This is a genomic window from Janthinobacterium psychrotolerans, from assembly GCF_001677885.1.
In the GTDB taxonomy this organism is placed as follows: Bacteria; Pseudomonadota; Gammaproteobacteria; order Burkholderiales; family Burkholderiaceae_D; genus Janthinobacterium; species Janthinobacterium psychrotolerans.
Window position 1 is genome coordinate 15,327 of record NZ_LOCQ01000029.1, and the last position, 15,316, is coordinate 30,642.

At 64.4% G+C, this 15,316-nt stretch carries 14 protein-coding genes and 1 tRNA gene; 5 read left to right on the top strand and 10 right to left on the bottom strand.

Annotated elements, in window-relative coordinates; translation table 11 throughout:
- The first annotated feature begins 14 nt into the window (after window positions 1-14).
- Window positions 15-815, top strand: a complete 801-nt coding sequence (gene trpC / locus ASR47_RS00925) for an indole-3-glycerol phosphate synthase TrpC (RefSeq protein WP_065305898.1) — start codon at window positions 15-17, stop codon at window positions 813-815.
- Here trpC and ASR47_RS00930 read toward each other — a convergent pair.
- From ASR47_RS00930 to ASR47_RS00970, 9 genes are all read right to left on the bottom strand, one after another.
- Complete coding sequence (locus ASR47_RS00930; RefSeq protein WP_245714220.1) at window positions 808-2,004, bottom strand: GGDEF domain-containing protein; 1,197 nt, start codon at window positions 2,002-2,004, stop codon at window positions 808-810. The genes trpC and ASR47_RS00930 overlap by 8 nt on opposite strands.
- A gap of 89 nt (window positions 2,005-2,093) precedes the next feature.
- A complete protein-coding gene (locus ASR47_RS00935) occupies window positions 2,094-3,224 on the bottom strand; it encodes a GGDEF domain-containing protein (protein WP_245714221.1) in 1,131 nt (376 codons plus the stop codon).
- Between the two features lie 221 nt (window positions 3,225-3,445).
- Window positions 3,446-5,287 carry a M61 family metallopeptidase gene (locus ASR47_RS00940; protein ID WP_065305901.1) on the bottom strand — a complete coding sequence of 614 codons (1,842 nt, stop codon included), beginning with the start codon at window positions 5,285-5,287 and terminating at the stop codon, window positions 3,446-3,448.
- Window positions 5,288-5,300: 13 nt separating this feature from the next.
- Window positions 5,301-5,873 (bottom strand): nucleotidyltransferase family protein, encoded by a 573-nt coding sequence (locus ASR47_RS00945; RefSeq protein ID WP_065305902.1) that lies wholly within the window; start codon window positions 5,871-5,873, stop codon window positions 5,301-5,303.
- Entirely contained in the window at window positions 5,870-6,334 is a 465-nt protein-coding gene (locus ASR47_RS00950; protein ID WP_065305903.1) for a (2Fe-2S)-binding protein, read from the bottom strand. Before ASR47_RS00950 ends, ASR47_RS00945 begins: the two co-directional genes overlap by 4 nt.
- 129 nt (window positions 6,335-6,463) lie before the next feature.
- On the bottom strand, window positions 6,464-7,180 hold the full coding sequence (locus ASR47_RS00955) for a DsbC family protein (protein ID WP_065305904.1): 717 nt from the start codon (window positions 7,178-7,180) through the stop codon (window positions 6,464-6,466).
- A gap of 95 nt (window positions 7,181-7,275) precedes the next feature.
- Window positions 7,276-8,502: an FAD-dependent monooxygenase gene (locus ASR47_RS00960; protein ID WP_065305905.1), complete on the bottom strand. Its 1,227-nt coding sequence runs from the start codon at window positions 8,500-8,502 to the stop codon at window positions 7,276-7,278.
- A 79-nt stretch (window positions 8,503-8,581) separates the two neighbouring features.
- The gene (locus tag ASR47_RS00965; protein ID WP_082988642.1) at window positions 8,582-10,777 is read right to left on the bottom strand and encodes a S41 family peptidase; all 2,196 of its coding nucleotides are present in this window, start codon (window positions 10,775-10,777) and stop codon (window positions 8,582-8,584) included.
- 24 nt (window positions 10,778-10,801) lie between these two features.
- Window positions 10,802-11,881: an AraC family transcriptional regulator gene (locus ASR47_RS00970; RefSeq protein ID WP_217270511.1), complete on the bottom strand. Its 1,080-nt coding sequence runs from the start codon at window positions 11,879-11,881 to the stop codon at window positions 10,802-10,804.
- Window positions 11,882-11,968: 87 nt separating this feature from the next.
- Between ASR47_RS00970 and ASR47_RS00975 the strand changes: the two genes are divergently transcribed.
- The 3 genes from ASR47_RS00975 to ASR47_RS00985 all read left to right on the top strand — a co-directional run bounded on the left by ASR47_RS00975 (window position 11,969) and on the right by ASR47_RS00985 (window position 14,181).
- Complete coding sequence (locus ASR47_RS00975; protein ID WP_065305907.1) at window positions 11,969-12,649, top strand: glutathione S-transferase family protein; 681 nt, start codon at window positions 11,969-11,971, stop codon at window positions 12,647-12,649.
- 164 nt (window positions 12,650-12,813) lie between these two features.
- Window positions 12,814-12,889, top strand: a tRNA-Phe gene (locus tag ASR47_RS00980).
- A gap of 149 nt (window positions 12,890-13,038) precedes the next feature.
- Entirely contained in the window at window positions 13,039-14,181 is a 1,143-nt protein-coding gene (locus ASR47_RS00985) for a hypothetical protein (RefSeq protein WP_065305908.1), read from the top strand.
- On the opposite strand, the gene ASR47_RS00990 is transcribed toward ASR47_RS00985, so the two are convergent.
- On the bottom strand, window positions 14,182-14,697 hold the full coding sequence (locus ASR47_RS00990) for a hypothetical protein (RefSeq protein WP_065305909.1): 516 nt from the start codon (window positions 14,695-14,697) through the stop codon (window positions 14,182-14,184).
- 216 nt (window positions 14,698-14,913) lie between these two features.
- Here ASR47_RS00990 and ASR47_RS00995 point away from each other — a divergent pair.
- Window positions 14,914-15,316: transposase (locus ASR47_RS00995; protein WP_150127609.1), on the top strand; the 403-nt coding region annotated here is incomplete at its 3' end.

Below are 15,316 nucleotides of genomic sequence, written 5' to 3' on the forward strand. Positions count from 1 at the left end.
AAGCAGCGACCATCATGTCCGATATCCTCAATAAAATCCTGGCCGTGAAAGCCGATGAAGTGGCCAAGGCCAAGGCCCACCGCAGCCTGGCCAGCCTGCGCGGCGACGTGGAAAACAACCATGAGCTGCGCGCGGATCTGCGCGGCTTCGAAGCGAGCCTGCGCCAGCATATCGCCAATGGCAAGCCTGGCATCATCGCCGAAGTGAAAAAGGCCTCGCCCTCGAAAGGCGTGATCCGCGCCGATTTCCATCCGGGCGAGATCGCCGCCAGCTATGAGGAACATGGCGCGGCCTGCCTGTCGGTGCTGACCGACGTGCAGTTCTTCCAGGGCTCGAACGAGTACCTGCAACAGGCGCGCGCCGCCTGCGCCATTCCCGTGCTGCGCAAGGACTTCATGGTCGACCTGTACCAGATCTATGAAGCGCGCGCGATGGGCGCCGACTGCATCCTGCTGATCGTCGCCGCGCTCGACCATGGCCTGATGGCCGAGATGGAAGCGTGCGCCCACGAGCTGGGCATGGGCGTGCTGATCGAAAGCCATGACGGCGACGAACTCGCGGCGGCGTTGAAACTCAAGAGCGCGCTGATCGGCATCAACAACCGCAACCTGCGCACCTTTGAAACCTCGCTCGACACCACCATCGGCCTGCTGCCGCGCGTGCCGCAAGACCGGCTGATCATCACCGAGTCGGGCATCCTGACGACCGGCGATGTCGAGCGCATGCGCGCCGCCGACGTGCACAGCTTCCTGGTCGGCGAAGCGTTCATGCGCGCACCCGATCCGGGCGTCGAACTGGCGCGCCTCTTTAACTGACCATGCTGGCGCTGGGCGCGCAGGCGCCCGTCAGGCCCACGATATCGAATTCGATGCGGTCGCGGCCCTTTTCCTTGGCTTGGTACAGCGCCGTATCGGCGCGCGACAGCAGCTGCTCGAGTTCCTCGTGTTCCGAGGCCTGGCAAGCGACGCCAATGCTGACGGTGCACGGCGGCAGGCCCTGGCCATTCGGCGCGCACAGCAAGGTGCGGATGCGTTCGGCGGCGCTCAAGGCATGGTGGGGCGCCATGTCGGGCATCAGCACGACGAATTCCTCGCCGCCGAAGCGCGCCACGCAATCGGATTCGCGCAGCGCGCCGCTGATGACAAAAGCCACGTGCGACAGCACCTGGTCGCCGACGGCATGGCCGTGGCGGTCATTGATCAACTTGAAATAATCGAGGTCGATGCTGAGCAAGGTCAGCGGACGGCGGTAGCGCCGCAGCTTGGCTTTTTCGCGCGCATAGGCGTCGCCAAAGCCGCGCCGGTTCAGCACCTGCGTCAGCGGATCGTGGGTCGAGCGGCGTTCGAGGATGGTCTGCAAACGGCGCGTGGCCACCGTCATGAAGGCCACCGTCAGCAGCAGCGCCATGAAATTGGCGGCCGCCAGGTACAGGCTGGCGCGCGTGCCCGCCGCCAGCATGTCGACCAGGCTGACGCCGCCCTGCAGCAGCGCCGACACGCCGCGCGTCACCACCACCACGGCTTGCAGCAGCATCAGGCCACCGAAGAACAGGCTGGAAAAGTGCCGCTCGCCATGCGACCACACCAGCTGCGCCTGGCGCGCATAGAACAGGAAGACGGTCAGCGAAAAGATCGCCACGCGCACGGAAAAGTCGACGCGCACCAGCAGCCACCAGGCCAGGCCGGCCGTGCCCAGGCAGCAGGCCAGCGCGTAGAAACGCAAGCTCGGCTTCTGCCCATAGAATTTTTCCGTGCCCAGCATCGACAGGCCGATGCCCAGCAGCAGGCTGGCGTTGGCGCCCAGCAGCGAGACCACGTCGGGCAGCATGCCGTGCGTGCCGAACAGCAGCGAAGCGCACACCAGCAGCAGCAAGCCGGCCGCCCAGTGGCCCAGCCCATCGACCTCGCGACGAAAGCTGCGATAGACGGAAAACATGACGATCGTCATGGCCCCGCACATCAGGGTCGTCATCAGCATGATGGTGCGGGGATCGAGTGTTTCCACGGTCAGGCAGAGCCTATGATTAAATTACGGTGATTTTAGTTCAGTTATATTCAGTTAACTGTATTGCCTGAAAATATAATGCTGCGGCATCAACCATACAAGCTGATGGCCGGCGCCAGCGTGTAGGGGGCAACAGCGTCGCCGGCGACTTCGACGCGGTCGCGGCCCAGTTGCTTGGCGCGGTACAGCGCCTGGTCGGAGCGCAGCAGCAGGCTGTCGAGCTGTTCGCCTTGCGCGCGCTGGCAGGCAATGCCGATGCTGAGCGTGCAAGTGGGCAAACCCGGCCCGGGGCGCGGCTCGCGCAGCGCATGCTGGATACGCTGCGCCACCAGTTCGGCGCGCGCCTGGCGCGTGTCCGACAGCAGCACCACGAACTCTTCGCCGCCAAAACGCGCCACCGCATCGCTGCCGCGCAGCACGCCGCTGATCACGCCAGCCACCTCGATCAGCACCTGGTCGCCCACGGCATGACCATGCAGGTCATTGATGGCCTTGAAAAAATCGAGGTCGATGCTCATCACGGCGATCGGCGTGCCGCTGCGCCGCGCGCGCGCGTTTTCCTTGGCGTGGACTTCGTCGAAACCGCGCCGGTTCAATACCGACGTGAGCGGATCGCGGTTCGAGCGCTGCTCAAGCACCATGTACAGATGGCGCGTCGCCACCGTCATGAAGCCGACCGGCAGCAGCAGCGTCATGAACGACAGAATGGCCAGGTAGGTGCCTTGATTGGGTCCCCCATGGCCAAGGCTTAGTCCAACGCCGTCCGCCTGCAGCGCCATCACGCCGCGGTGCAGCAGGGCCAGCGTCGGCAGCAGGCTCAAGATGGCAAACAGCCTGGTCGTCAAGTGGCGCTCGCCATGACGCACGATGACCACCGTCTGGTTCAACAGCAGCGCCATCATCAGGAAGGAAAACATGGCCACGCGCATGGCGAAGTCCGGCCGCCAGGCCAGCCAGATCAGCATTACCACCAGGCCCAGCAGCCAGGTCGCGTGAAACAGACGCCAGCCCGGCACCTCGCCATAGAATTTCTGCGTGCCGGCCATCTGCATGCCGGCGCCCCACAGAAAGACCGAGTTGGCAATCGGCAGCAAAATCAGGTCCGGCAACAGGCCGTTCAAGGCAAACAGGGCGCTGGCCAGTATCAGGCAGAACAAGCCGATCACCCATTCCCGCAGGCCGCGCACGGCGCGCGGGAAGCTCCGTTGTGCGGAAAACATGATCCCTGCCATGGCTATCGCCATCACCGTGGACATTAAAACAATAGTGGTGGGATCAAGTTTCACAGGAGAAAAGTACAAGGGCGGCGCACCGCTCCGGACATGCCGGAAAGCACGAGAAATTTCGCGCAAGAAATTGTACCTTGGAATACTATCAAAAAACCACGGTCAGGGCAAAACTGGCCGACTTCGCCATCCGCCCTGCCGTGTTTGATCGACTTTTACAACACTGGCGCCGTCGGGCGTGGCAATCCGGCCAGTTTTTTTCCTAAAGGCAATATTTCCATACTGACACCGGGCACGCGATCCCCCTGTAGCACGGCTGTAAAGATTACCAATTCATCACGACGGAAAGCGTGGATGGCCACCTGTGCGCCGACCGTGTAGCGCGACAGCAAGGCGTCCAGGTTGGCCGGATTGCCCGTCACGCGCAGGCCGTCGAGCGCCACCAGCACATCGCCCGCCGACAGGCCGGCCTGGTGGGCGGCGCCGCCCTGGTGCACCTGCGCCAGCCTGGCGTCGTTGCCATCGCGGCCCAGGGTCACGTCCAGGCTCGGTTTTTCGCCCTTGCGCGCATCGCTGTATTTCACGCCGAATGGCGCCAGCAGGCGCGCCAGCGGCAGGTCGTCGGTGCCGCGGATATAGCGCTCAAAGAACGGTTTCATGCGCGTGCCGCTGATTTCATCGAACAGGGCTTCGACTTCGGCCGGCGTCACGCCGCGCGCTGTGCCCTGGTAGAAATCGCGGCCGTAGCGCTGCCACAGCGCCAGCATCACGTCGTCCAGCGATTTGCCGCCGCCGGTCTTGCTGCGTAGCGTCAGATCCAGCGCCAGCGCGATCAGCGAGCCCTTGGTGTAATAGCTGACGATGGCGTTCGGCGCGTTTTCATCCTGGCGATAGTATTTGCCCCAGGCGTCGAAGCTGGAATCGGCCACGCTCTGCTTGTTGCGGCCACTGCCGCGCAGCACGCTGTTGACGGTCTTGCCCAGCAATTTGAAGTAGGCCGCTTCGTCGATCAGGCCGGCGCGCACCAGCATCAGGTCGTCGTAATAGCTGGTAAAGCCTTCGAACAGCCACAGCAGCGGCGTATAGCTTTCGGCCTGCAGCTGGTAGGGCGCAAAGGCGGCCGGCTTGATGCGCTTGACGTTCCACGTATGAAAATACTCGTGGCTGCACAGGCCGAGGAACTTCAGGTAGCCGTCGCCGATCTCGCCGCCGCTCGATGCTGTCGTGGGCAGGTCGGCGCGCGCGCAGATCAGCGCGGTCGAGGCGCGGTGTTCCAGCCCGCCATAGCCGTCGCCCACCGCCATGGTCATGAACACATAGCGGTCCATCGGCGCTTTTTTGCTTTTCGGCTCGAAAAAGGCGATCTGGGTTTCGCAGATGGCTTTCAGGTCGCGGCACAAGCGCTCCAGGTCCAGGTTCGGCACCTTGCCGGTGACGACGATATCGTGCGGCACGCCATGCGCCTTGAAAGTGGCCAGCGCGAAGTCGCCCATTTCCACCGGGTGGTCGATCAGTTCATCGTAGTTGGCGGCCTGGTAGCTGCCGAAGCCATAGCGCCTGGCTTTCAGTTCAGGCAAGGTGGTGGCCACGCGCCAGTGCTTGCAGGCGGCGTCCTGCGGCTGCACGATATTGACCTCATGCGGCGACGACTCCTGTCCCAGCACGCTCAGGAATACGCTGGTGCCGTTGAAAAAGCCGTGTTGCTGGTCCAGGTGGGCGGCGCGCACCGACAGGTCCCAGGCATACACGTCATATTCCACCACCAGTGCGCCGTCGCAGGGCGCGGCCTGCCACGAGTGTTTGTCGAGCTTGGTCATCGCCACCGGCTTGCCGCCGCACTCGGCGCGGATGCTGACGATATTGCGCGAAAATTCGCGGATCATGTAGCTGCCCGGGATCCAGGCCGGCAGCGACAGGATCTGGCCGATCGCGGCCGGCTGCTTGATACTCAGGCTGACGCGGAACAGATGGCCGGCCAGGTCCAGCGCGGCAATGGTGTAGATGATGCCGGCGGCGGGCGCCCTGGCAACGGCTTTCTTGAGCGGTGCTTTCTTCATGTTTTCCTCGTGATTACAAATCGTCTGGCGTATCGATATCGCGCAAGACGCCATTATCGGTCACCGCCACTTCGCGCGCCACATGGCTGTGCACGATGGCGCGCGCGCCCTGGTCGCCGTCGAGCGCCAGCAGCAGCGGCAAGTGAAAGGCGCCGAACGCCACCGGATTGCCGCGCCGGCCCTGGAACACCGGCACGGCGATCCGCGCGCCGTCGGCTATCGCCTGCGACAGGGCCGCAATGGTTGACGGCGCCACATACGGCATGTCGCCCAGCGCGATCAGCCAGCCCGGCGCGCCGCGCGCGTAATCGATGGCGCAGGTCAGCGAGGCGGCCATGCCGGTATCGGCGTCATGGCAGACCCGCACTTCGCAGCCCAAAGAGCCCAGCAGGCGCGCCACCTCGGTATCGTCCGGGCGCACCACGGCGATCACGCGTGGCAGCGCGGCCAGCAGATTGCCGGCCGCCGCCACCACCACCGCCAGGCCCGCCTGCGGCCCTTCGGCCAGCGGCTGCAGCAGTTTGTTCTGCACGCCGGAGGGGTCGAAACGCCGGCCCCTGCCGGCGGCCAGCAGGATGCCGATCATGCTTGCGCCAGGGTGGTGGCGGCATCCTTGATGGCGGCGCGGATGCGTTGATAGGTGCCGCAGCGGCAGATATTGCCGCTCATGGCGCTGTCGATATCGGCGTCGCTGGGCGAATGGTTGGTGCGCAGCAGCGCCGTCGCGCTCATCACCTGGCCGCTCTGGCAGTAGCCGCACTGCGGCACGTCGTGACGCACCCAGGCCGCCTGCACCGCCTTGCCCACCTGGTCATTTTCCATTGCTTCGATGGTGGTGATCTTCTGGCCCGCCACCGAAGAGATCGGCGTGATGCACGAACGGATCGGCTGGCCGTCCAGGTGCACGGTGCAGGCGCCGCACAGGGCCGCGCCGCAGCCGAACTTGGTGCCGGTCAGGTTCAGGTTGTCGCGCAGCGCCCACAGCACCGGCGTGGAGGGATCGGCATCGACCTGCATGTCGCTGCCGTTGATATTCAAGGTAATCATCTGCGGCTCTGGCTCTTTATCGGGATGGCATGGCGCCAACGCTCCATCATACCCAAAAAGCACTGAAAAATACCCGCAAAAAAAATGCGCGCCTGCGAAGGCGCGCCTGTCGGTCCTGCTGACCGTTGCTTACTTGATGGTCGACAGTTTCTGTTCCAGCGTCTTGGTATCGATCGCGCCCGGAATGCGGCTGCCGTCGGCAAAGAAGATCGCCGGCGTGCCCGAGACGCGCAATTGCTGGCCCAGCGCCAGGATCTTGTCGTGCGGGTTGGCGCAGGTGGCGGCCACGGTGGCCGGCACTTTGCCGTTCAGCATCCAGTCGTCCCAGGCCTTGTTGCGGTCAGGGGCGCACCAGATATTGCGCGACTTGGCGATCGAGTCCGGCGACAGGATGTTGTACATGAAGGTGTAGACGGTGACGTTGTCGATTTCCTTCAGGGCGTTCTGGCGGAAGCGCTTGCAGTAGCCGCAGTTCGGATCTTCGAACACGGCGATCACGCGCTTGCCGTTGCCCTTGACGGTTTTCAGCGCCGAGGCCAGTGGCAGGTCGGAGAACTTGATGCGGTTGACATCGCTGATGCGCTCCTTGGTCAGGTCCTGCGAGGTCTTGGCGTCGAACACGTGGCCGACGAACAGATACTGCGCATTCTTGTCAGTGTAGAGAATGTCGCCGCCGGTGTTGATTTCATACAGGCCGGCGTACGGCGTTTCCTTGACCGAATCGACCTTGACGCCGTCACCGAGACGCGGCTCGATCAGCTTCTTGATGGTCGCTTCGGTCGGGGTCTCGGCGCCGGCGCACGACATCATCAGGCCGGAGGCCACCAACAATGCCAGTTTGCTCATTTTAATCACTATCACTTCTCCACTTGATCACAAAACAATCGCCGCAGCCAACGCTGCGGCGACCATGAATGCCAGCACGCTTCTGACGTTGGCTTCTAACGCTGGTTACCGAGCGCGTGCGAAATCATTTTCCGCTTCAGCGCCGGCAATTTATCGAGCAAGTTTAATCCCAAATTGCGAACCACGCGCAGCGGCTCGAGATCGGCGCCGAACAAGCGCGCCAGGCCGTCGGTCGCCAGCAGCATCAGCATCACGTCTTCCTTGCGCGCGCGCGCATAGCGGGCCAGCACGCGCTCGTCACCGATGCCGCGCTGCGCTTCGCGTTCGCCGATGGTTTTCACCAGCTGCGCCACATCGGCAAAACCGAGGTTCATGCCGTGGCCCGCCATCGGGTGGACCACGTGGGCGGCGTCGCCGACCAGCGCCACCCGCGGCGCGACCATGCTGTGCGGACGGATCAGGCGCAGCGGAAACGCGCGTATCAGTTCGGGCTGCAAAGGCGTCAGCGCGCCCAGTTTGTCCTGGCACCAGGCGGACAGGCGCGCGGCCAGTTCAGTGGCCGATTCGGCCTGCAGTGTGTCGGCCAGCGCATCGGGCGCCGACCACACCAGCGAGACGCGGTTGCCCGGCAGCGGCAGCAACGCGATGATGCCGTCGGCGCCGGTGAACCACTGGTGGGCCGCGCCATGGTGCGGTTTTTCGCAGGCGAAGTTGCCAACCACGCCGCGCTGGCCGTACGGGCGGTAATCGAGACCGATATCGCACTGGCCGCGCACCCACGACTGCGCGCCGTCGGCGCCCACCACCAGCGGCGCGGTGACGGTGTCGCCACCATCGAGGTGCACGATGGCCGCATCCTGCGTCCACTCGATGCGCGTGGCCTGGCCCTGCACCAGGCTGACATTCTGCGCAAAGCGCAAGGCCGCGTCCAGCGCCTGGCCCAGGTTGCGGTCTTCGACGATCCAGGCCAGGGTGCCGACATGGGCGCCATAGGCGTCAAAGCCCAGCGCCCCGGCCTGTGCGCCGTCGCCGTTGACCAGCATGGCGTCGACCGGCGCCACGCGGGCGGCGTCGAGCGCGCCCCATACCTTCAGCGACGACAGCAGCTGGTGGGCCGTGTGATTGAGCGCAAACACGCGCACGTCCCAGCTGGCATCGTCAAGCGGCGCGGACGGCTTGGCCGGGCTCAGCAAGGTGACGCTCTGCCCGGCCTGGGCAAACGCCAGCGCCGTGGTTTTCGCAATGGCGCCGTCGCCGACGATGCAAACGTCGCTGTGGCTGTGCGCCGCGCGCCGCATGGTGGGGGAAGATGGACTGTTCATGCGGCCATTATAGCGTTTGCCACCAGCTTTTCCGCACGATAGCCACCCGCTGTACGCAACGCGGCCCGCACCATTTTGTCTATCCTTGATCCTGGCGCAGCAATTGGCGCGCCCGTTCCAGCACCTCGTCGCGGCCAGCGCGCAGGCCCGCCACGCTGGGCGCGGCCACGACATGCGGCTGCACGCCGAGCCGCTGCAGCCGGCGTCCATCCGCATGGCGCACTTCCAGGCCCGAATACCAGACATGCACATTGCCCGGCAAGACCACCTCGCGCATGTCGCCATTGGCACCCGCGCTGGGCATGCCGACAAAGGTCACCGGCGTGGCGGTCTCCACCATCAACGCCAGGTGCTCGGCCTGGCTTTGCGTGTGCTCGTCGATCAGCATCACCACCTTGCCCCGGTACAGCGGGCCGGGCGCCGGAAACAGCCGGTCATCATAGGCCAGCTGCGCGCCGTGGCCCGCCTCATAAGGCATGGCCAGTTGCTGGTAGGAGGTGGCAAAACTGGTGGCATGATTCACATTGAGGCGCCGGGCGATGGCGCGGCCGGTACCGTTCGGATAGCCGCGCATGTCGAGGATCAGCGCGCGGCTGTCCTTGATTGCGGTAAACATGGCGTCGACCTCGCCCGGCTGCAGGCGATCGAGGTCGACATAGGCCACGCCATCTTCCACGCTGACCACCGGCAGCGCATGGCGCGGCGGCAGCCGATCATCGAGCACCGCAGGCTGCACGGTCACGCCGCGCTGCTTGCCGTCCGCGCCAGCCAGCACCAGCTTGACCACGCCGTTCGCCGGAGCCAGGGTCATCTCGAACATCGCCTTGCGCCAGCGGCCCGCCTCGGTCGATGCCGCCACCGTGCCGGCCAGGCGCAGCAGGCGCGCGGCGGCGTCTTCACCGTCGATGCTGATGATCTCGTCGCCCACGCGCAGCGAGCCGCTGCCTTCGAGCGCGGGATCGGTCACGCCTGCGACATAGATCCGCCCGCCGATCCTCGCCAGCTGCACGCCGACGCCGTGCGTGCGCTCATTCCAGCCCAGCGCGCGGCTGCCGGTGCCGACATGGCTGTCGTCCAGCTGCACCGCCATCGCTTCGAGCGCCTGGCCGTATGCACGCGCGTCAGGCACAACATCCATGCGGCGCAGGCAGTCCAGCAAGGCCTGGTCCCATGAAACGTCCATCAGCGGCTTGGCTGGAAAATACTTGTCCATGGTCGCCCACAGCTTGATCGCGGCCAGCTGGCGCCACGCAGGTGGCGGAAAGCGCATGTCGCGATACGGCGCATCATCCTGGCGCACCGCATGCATGGCAGGCGTTGCAATCGGTGGGCGGCGATTCGGTTTACGCGCCAGCAGCGCCAGCGCCGCCGTCACCGCTGGGCTGCCCTGCCCGGTGGCGCGATTCTCCGGCAGGCGCCGGTCGGCCTGCCAGCGCGCCGCACTGCCATCGGGCCAGACCAGCTGGCCGGCGGAAAACTCCACCGGCAAGTCCTGTTCCAGCCAAACTGTCTGCAGCGCACCGGCGCGGCTGCGGCTCGCACCCTCTTCGGACACGATGCGCACGCCTTGCATGCGCTGCAGCGCCAGCACGGCCGGCGGCACCGGCTGCGCGTCGTTGACGATCACCGCCAGCGGCAAGGCGCGCGCGCCGGGCGCCGGCGGCAGGGGCTGGGTTTCCATCTGCATGAAACCGGGCAGCACGCCCTCCCAGCGCGCCAGGTCCTGCGGCCGCGGTCCGGTGGAAAAACGGTAGCGCGGCGCCGGTGGCAGCAGGGGCTGCACGATCAGTTGCGCCAGCAAGCCATGCAAGTGGTCCGGCGAAACATAGGACACGGCGGCGATCGGACGCAGATCGAGTATCACCCGCCTGGCGCGGGCCGGCAGCACGAACGGCGCCGCGCCGGCCCGCATGCCAGGATGCAGGTGCAGCAAGGCCGTGTCGCCAGGCAGCCATTCGAGCACGTCGCCGTCGGCCGGCCAGCGCACGAAGTGCGGCGTTGGTGCGCCGATGCGCAGCGTCTCGTCGTGCAGGGGCGCCATCAAGGTGGCGGCGGCCGCGCGCAAGCTGGCCTGATTGTCTTCGCCCTTCACTTGCGGCAGGGCCGCCACCAGCGCGCGGTCCCAGTCGATGCGGCCATCGGCCAGTGCCGGATGCGTGGCGCGCACCTCGCTCCACAGGCGCGCCAGCGCCAGCATATCGTGCTCGCCAGCCAGCGCAGTACCGCTGAACCATAGTCCCAGCGCCGCGCATACGCCCCTGCTCCAAACCGCCATCGCATCACTCTCGCAATTGAAAAGTTAATTATCCGGCAATGACTGCCGGGATACAAGCAAAGATGCATGGCCAGCAGTCATCCGCCTCCACGTCAGCGGCGTGACCTGCTCCCACTGCCTGAACGCACGGTTGAAGGAATTGCTGTCCTGGTAGCCAAGCAAAAATGCCACCTCCTTCACATCGATGGACAAGTCGGACAGGAGCTGATGCGCCAGGTTGCGCCGGGTGTCGTCGAGCAGCAGCCTGAACGTCTTGCCCTCCTCGCCGATGCGGCGCTGCAGGGTGCGTTCGCTCAGGCCCAGTTCGCGCGCGACCATCGCCACATCGGCGCGGCCTGCGGCGAAGGCGCGCCGTAACGCCGCCCTGACCTGCTGCTCGAAGTTCGCTTGCGCTTCGATCTCGCGCAAGGCAGCAGCCAATGCCGGGCCGACCATGCCCAGCATTTCCGGATTGTGACCACGAAATGGCAGGGCCAGCTGTGTGGCATCGAGTACCAGGCGGTCCGCCTGCGCGCCAAAGCGGATGGGACAGCCGAAAAACGCCGCATGCCCATCGCTGCCTGGCGCACGGCGGCGCAGTTCGACCCGTAATGGCGCAAGCCGCTGTCCCGTACCGCGCCGGCCAAGCTCGACCAGCAGCGCAAAGCTGGCCTCGACCGAGATACAAGGTTCGGGCGCCGTACCGTCAGGCCATGCACTGGTGACCGACATTTTTCCATCTTGCTCCGCCATGCGCAGCTCATCCGGGCTGCACAAGCGCTTGTAGCGAACGATACGTTCGAGTCCATCGCGCCAATTGGCGGCATACAGCGCCGACACGAACGCGATCATGTGCTGGGCGCTGCTCGTTTCGCACGCCATGCGGATGCCGAACGCCGGGTCGCCGGAGAGCGCTTCGATCGCCCGCCAGATCGCAAACAGCTGTGAGGTGCTGATAAACACTGTGTCATCGAGATGCAGGGTGGCCGGCAGCGATGCCGCCCGCAGCACGGCCGGCGGCGACAGCCCCAGCCTTTCAAGCGATCGCCAGAATGCGGCAGGCAGTTTGCATGGCCTTGCGGCCAATTTTGTGGTTGTCATGATTCTGATCTGATTGGCGTACATTGAAGGCGTCATGGCGCGGTTTGCGCGTTGGCGGCGGCATGTCGCCGCTACTATAAACCGATCCCTTCACCAACACTGGCAAGCACCATGACAATCACCTTTTACACCAACCCCAACTCGCGCGGCCGCATGGTCCGCTGGATGCTCGAAGAAATTGGCTGCCCGTACGACACTGTCGTGCTGGACTATGCGCCGGCAAGCAAAGACGACCGCTGGGGCGGCGCTGCGCTGGCACGGCCCGATGCGGGCGATACGGACCAGCGCCGCGCGCGCTTCTTTGACGACATCAATCCAATCGGCAAGATCCCCGCGATCGAGCATGACGGGCGCGTGATTACCGAGACGGCGGCCATCTGCGCCTATCTTGCCCAGGCGTTTCCGGATGCCGGCCTGGCACCGACACCAGCGGAGCTGGCTGATTACTATCGCTGGCTGTTTTTCGCCGCCGGCCCACTCGAGCAGGCCGTCACCAACCATCGCGCCGGTTTTGTGCCCGAGCCGGAACAGGAATTCTTTTTCGGCCATGGCAGCCATGAGCGCACGGTCGATCAACTGGAACGGGCGGTGCAGGCTCATCCGTATATCGCCGGCGAGCGCTTTACCGCTGCCGACGTGTACGTGGGCTCCCACATCGGCTGGGGCCTGGGCCTGCAAACGCTGCCGCCGCGCCAGGCCTTCATCGACTACGCCAGAAAACTGACGGCGCGCAAGGCTTACCAGCGGGCAGTGCTTAAAGACAATGAACTGCTGGCGCAAGCAGCCAGCTAGGACCTGCCGGCTTGCAGGGCCATTGGGCTTTATTGCGGAAAATACCGTTTATTTCAATGGATATTTGACGAGCATGCAAAAACTTGGCCTGGCGCATAAAAAATCCACTAAAATCGCCACCGGCTCTTGCATTCGCATTTTGGTCTGCTATAATTCGCCACCTTGGCCTGGTAGCTCAGTCGGTAGAGCAGAGGATTGAAAATCCTTGTGTCGGTGGTTCGATTCCGCCCCGGGCCACCAAGAATAAGCATGACTTTCAAAAACGCCACCTTCGGGTGGCGTTTTTGTTTTCGGCCCCAGTCGCGGCCATGACGCCGCACGCCCCTCAAACCGACTATCATGCGTGCTGGCCTGCCAATCGGCAAACGCCGCATTTTCGGGAACCATCCATGCCGCTTCGTCCAGCATCCACTATCGCCGGCTTCGTCCATTGGGCAAGCCATGCGCTGAAACGCCTGCCAGGCCTGCTCGCCTGCCTGGGTGCAACGGGCCTGCTGTCCGGCTGCGCCAGCACGCTGTCAGCGGGGATGACGTACGAGCATGCCGTTGCCTATCCGATGCGCAGTCCTGAGTATGTGCTGCGCGACCTGGGCGGCAAGCGCTATCTGCTGGCGCAGTGGGACGTGCCCCTGAACGGCAATGCGGTGCAGCGAGTGCGCTATTATGACCGCAATACGGGCATGCTGGCGCCTTTGCCGGAAAGCGTGACGGTATTTCGCGACGACTATCTGGGCAAGTCGATCGGCGCCGTGCGCCATGACAGCGACAACCCGCAAGTGGTAGCCTTCTTCACCCGGCGCGAACCGGGCCGCAACAGCTATTGCAAGGAGACGCCGTCGTCCGCCGCCGTCGCCTCGCCGCGACAGCTGTGCGGCAGGCTCGAACTCGTGCTGTCACTCGATGGCGGACGCAGCTTTGGCTTGCGGGAGATCGCGATACCCGAATCGATGGGGCGCGGCATTTCCGTACGCCGCTACGAATTCATCATCGCGCGCGACAACACGCTGTACTTCGGCATCTTCATCAATTCCGGCAACCTGCCGCGCATCTGCTGCACCTCCAGCAACGGCGGCCTGGCCAACGCCAACGGTGTCATCTATGCGCGGCGCTTCGACGGTCCGGCCACCACCGGCGGCGACCAGGTGTTCCTGGCGGTGCTGGCCATGCCTTTGCCGGACGCCACAGGCACGCCGCTGCCGGCAGCACAGATACCGAAGCAGCTGTCGGCCGATTTTCTCAGCGGCCCGGCGCTGGAGGCCTTTGACCTGGGCCGGCCGATGGCGCGCCTGGCCATGCCGGCCACGCCGGAACCGGCCGCGCCGATCGCGCAATACCGGCGCGCCGACCGTGAAAACTACATCGCCTCGCTGCGCGCCGCCTACCCGCAATGGGCCGCCCACCAGCGCCTCGATACCATTCCGCTGCGCGAACAGACCATGAGCCCGCAAGAACTCCAGGCCCTGCGCGCAAAACAGCTGCCACGCGAAGACGATCCCATCGAATGGATACGCTTCGACTCGCCCGCAAACTGATCATGGAGCCTGCCTGAACGAATCGAGCAGCTCGACCACGGCCTGCTCGATCTCGCGCCATTCGTGCAGGTGGCTGCGGAAGTAGCCGATCTGGATATGCGAATCTTTTAGTCCGTGAAAGAAAATCTCATGCGAGCAGCGGGGATTGATGACAAATTTCCCGCGCTGTTGCAGCGCGGCTGCGCGCGCTGTTCCAGGATCGGGGAAGAGATCCGCATCACAGACTATCTGGGTTTCAATCTGCTGCCGCGATGGATACAAATAGAGATCCTGCTCATAAAAAGCGCTGACGACATCTTCCTTTTCACGTTGCGGCAGATCGTTGTGCTCGTAGCGCAGCAAGCCATAACGCCCTGCCATCAACTTGCGCTTGGGCATCCAAATTGAGGTGAAGCGCTGGGAGAGCTGATATTTTTCTTCCGGGGTGTTGGTGCGGAAATGCTGGACCAGGATGGAAACTTCATCCTGATGACTAATCCAGATGGCGGTATTGTCATGCTGGGTATTTCGGTCCATCGTGCCCACTGATTCCGGTCCATCGCGCCCACCCATTCCGGTCCATCGTGCCCAGTTTGATGGGGTGACCGGAATCACTGGTCACGATACCGGAATCAGTGGGCACGATACCGGAATGGCCGGTCACGATACCGGAACGGTGTCGTAGCACGCCGAGATGATGTTACGCATATAGCAACCGAGAGGGTACGCTTCCAGCTTTTTTCTGGAGATAGCGTGCCCGCACCGAGGATCAATATGCGTAAGATAAAAGATGTCCTGCGTCTGAAGCTCGACGCCCAGTTGTCTCACCGGCAGATCGCCGCTGCACTGGGCATGTCGAAGGCTGCCGTGACCAAGTACCTTAGCCTGGCCGCAGCGGCGGGCCTGGATTGGGCGACGGTCCAGGGGATTGATGAGGCGGCGCTGGAGAGGCGCCTGCTCGTTGCGCCGGAACGCCCGCGAGAGCACGTGCAGCCCGACTACGGCTACCTGCACCAGGAACTGCGCCGCAAGGGCATGACGTTGATGCTCTTGTGGGAGGAGCACCGCGCCGACTATGCCGATCGCCAGACCTACGGCTACACGCAGTTCTGCGAAAATTACCGCCGCTTCGCCAGGCAGCTCAAGCGCTCGATGC

Excerpts from the sequence above, each read along its gene's own strand:
- trpC (WP_065305898.1), top strand. The coding sequence starts at position 15 with ATGTCCGATATCCTCAATAAAATCCTGGCCGTGAAAGCCGATGAAGTG.
- ASR47_RS00935 (WP_245714221.1), bottom strand. The coding sequence starts at position 3,224 with ATGTTTTCCGCACAACGGAGCTTCCCGCGCGCCGTGCGCGGCCTGCGG.
- ASR47_RS00940 (WP_065305901.1), bottom strand. The coding sequence starts at position 5,287 with ATGAAGAAAGCACCGCTCAAGAAAGCCGTTGCCAGGGCGCCCGCCGCC.
- ASR47_RS00945 (WP_065305902.1), bottom strand. The coding sequence starts at position 5,873 with ATGATCGGCATCCTGCTGGCCGCCGGCAGGGGCCGGCGTTTCGACCCC.
- ASR47_RS00950 (WP_065305903.1), bottom strand. The coding sequence starts at position 6,334 with ATGATTACCTTGAATATCAACGGCAGCGACATGCAGGTCGATGCCGAT.
- ASR47_RS00955 (WP_065305904.1), bottom strand. The coding sequence starts at position 7,180 with ATGAGCAAACTGGCATTGTTGGTGGCCTCCGGCCTGATGATGTCGTGC.
- ASR47_RS00960 (WP_065305905.1), bottom strand. The coding sequence starts at position 8,502 with ATGAACAGTCCATCTTCCCCCACCATGCGGCGCGCGGCGCACAGCCAC.
- ASR47_RS00965 (WP_082988642.1), bottom strand. The coding sequence starts at position 10,777 with ATGGCGGTTTGGAGCAGGGGCGTATGCGCGGCGCTGGGACTATGGTTC.
- ASR47_RS00970 (WP_217270511.1), bottom strand. The coding sequence starts at position 11,881 with ATGTACGCCAATCAGATCAGAATCATGACAACCACAAAATTGGCCGCA.
- ASR47_RS00975 (WP_065305907.1), top strand. The coding sequence starts at position 11,969 with ATGACAATCACCTTTTACACCAACCCCAACTCGCGCGGCCGCATGGTC.
- ASR47_RS00985 (WP_065305908.1), top strand. The coding sequence starts at position 13,039 with ATGCCGCTTCGTCCAGCATCCACTATCGCCGGCTTCGTCCATTGGGCA.
- ASR47_RS00990 (WP_065305909.1), bottom strand. The coding sequence starts at position 14,697 with ATGGACCGAAATACCCAGCATGACAATACCGCCATCTGGATTAGTCAT.